Origin of the sequence: Streptomyces sp. NRRL B-24572 (genome assembly GCF_002156145.1) — a bacterium.
GTDB classification, from domain to species: Bacteria; Actinomycetota; Actinomycetes; order Streptomycetales; family Streptomycetaceae; genus Streptomyces; species Streptomyces vietnamensis.
Genome location: NZ_MWIG01001145.1, coordinates 1 through 1194, shown reverse-complemented (window position 1 = coordinate 1194; position 1194 = coordinate 1). Strand labels below are relative to the sequence as shown.

Genomic DNA, 1194 nt, shown 5'->3' with positions numbered 1-1194 from the left:
CCGCTGCCCGTCCAGTACGCGGACTACGCGCTGTGGCAGCGGGACATGCTCGGCGACCCCGAGGACCCCGACAGCACCGCGCACGAACAACTCGCCCACTGGCGCAAGGCCCTGGACGGCATCCCGGCCGAGACGCGACTGCCCGCCGACCGGCCCCGGCCGACGGAACCCAGCCACCGGGGCGCGGTGGTCACGGCCGAGCTGGACGCCGGAGCCCACCGGGCCCTCGCCGCCGTCGCGCGCGCCCGGCGGGGCACGTTCTTCATGGTGGCCCGCGCCGCCCTGGCCCTCGCCCTGCGGGCGGCGGGCGCGGGGGAGGACATCGTGGTCGGCACGGCGGTGGCGGGCCGGCCGGAGGAGGACCTGCACGCGCTCGTCGGGTTCTTCGTGAACACCCTGGCCCTGCGCACGGACCTCTCGGGGGACCCCGGCCTCGGGGCGCTCGTGGACCGCGTCCGGGAGACGGACCTGGTCGCCTTCGCCCACGAGGACCTGCCGTTCGACCTCCTCGTCGAGGACCTCAACCCCGAACGCTCCCTCGGCCGCCACCCCTTCTTCCAGGTCATGCTGAGCGCGCAGACCCGGCAGGAGGACGAGACCGTCCGGCTCGGGACCGTCCCCGCCGTCCTCGACGACGCGGACCTGGCCACCGCCAAGTTCGACCTGAGCTTCCACTGCCGGGAGAGGGCCGACGGCGGCGGGGTGCTCCTCGGACTCCAGTACGCGACGGATCTGTACGACGAGGACACCGCACGGCTCCTCCTCACCCTCTTCCGGCGCGCGCTGACGGCCTTCGCGGAAGAACGGGACAGCACCCCTCTCAGCCGCGTCCGGCTCCTCACGGACGGCGAGCGCGACGCCCTCGACCGCCGCCACCGGGCCCTCGCCGAGGCGCCGCCGACCCGCACCACGGGCGAGAGCGAGCGGACCGGGCCCCGCTCCGTCCGGGACCCCCGCGAGGAGATCCTGAACGGCCTGTTCGCGGAGATCCTCGACCGGGACGACGTACGCCCCGGGGACAACTTCTTCAAACTCGGCGGGCACTCCCTGCTCGCCGGCAAGCTCACCAACCGCATCCGAGGGGCTCTGGGGCTCCAGGCCGCGATCCGTGACGTGTTCCTCGCCCCGACCCCCCGGCAGCTCCTCCGCCGCCTCGGCGAGCGGGGCGCCGGCGCCCCGCTCGCCGAGGCGGCG

Annotated in this window: 1 protein-coding gene; it reads left to right on the top strand. The window is 75.3% G+C overall.

From position 1 onward, the window contains the following. The coding region (locus CCN56_RS40900; RefSeq protein ID WP_256962450.1) for a condensation domain-containing protein at positions 1–1194 on the top strand (1194 nt) is incomplete at both ends.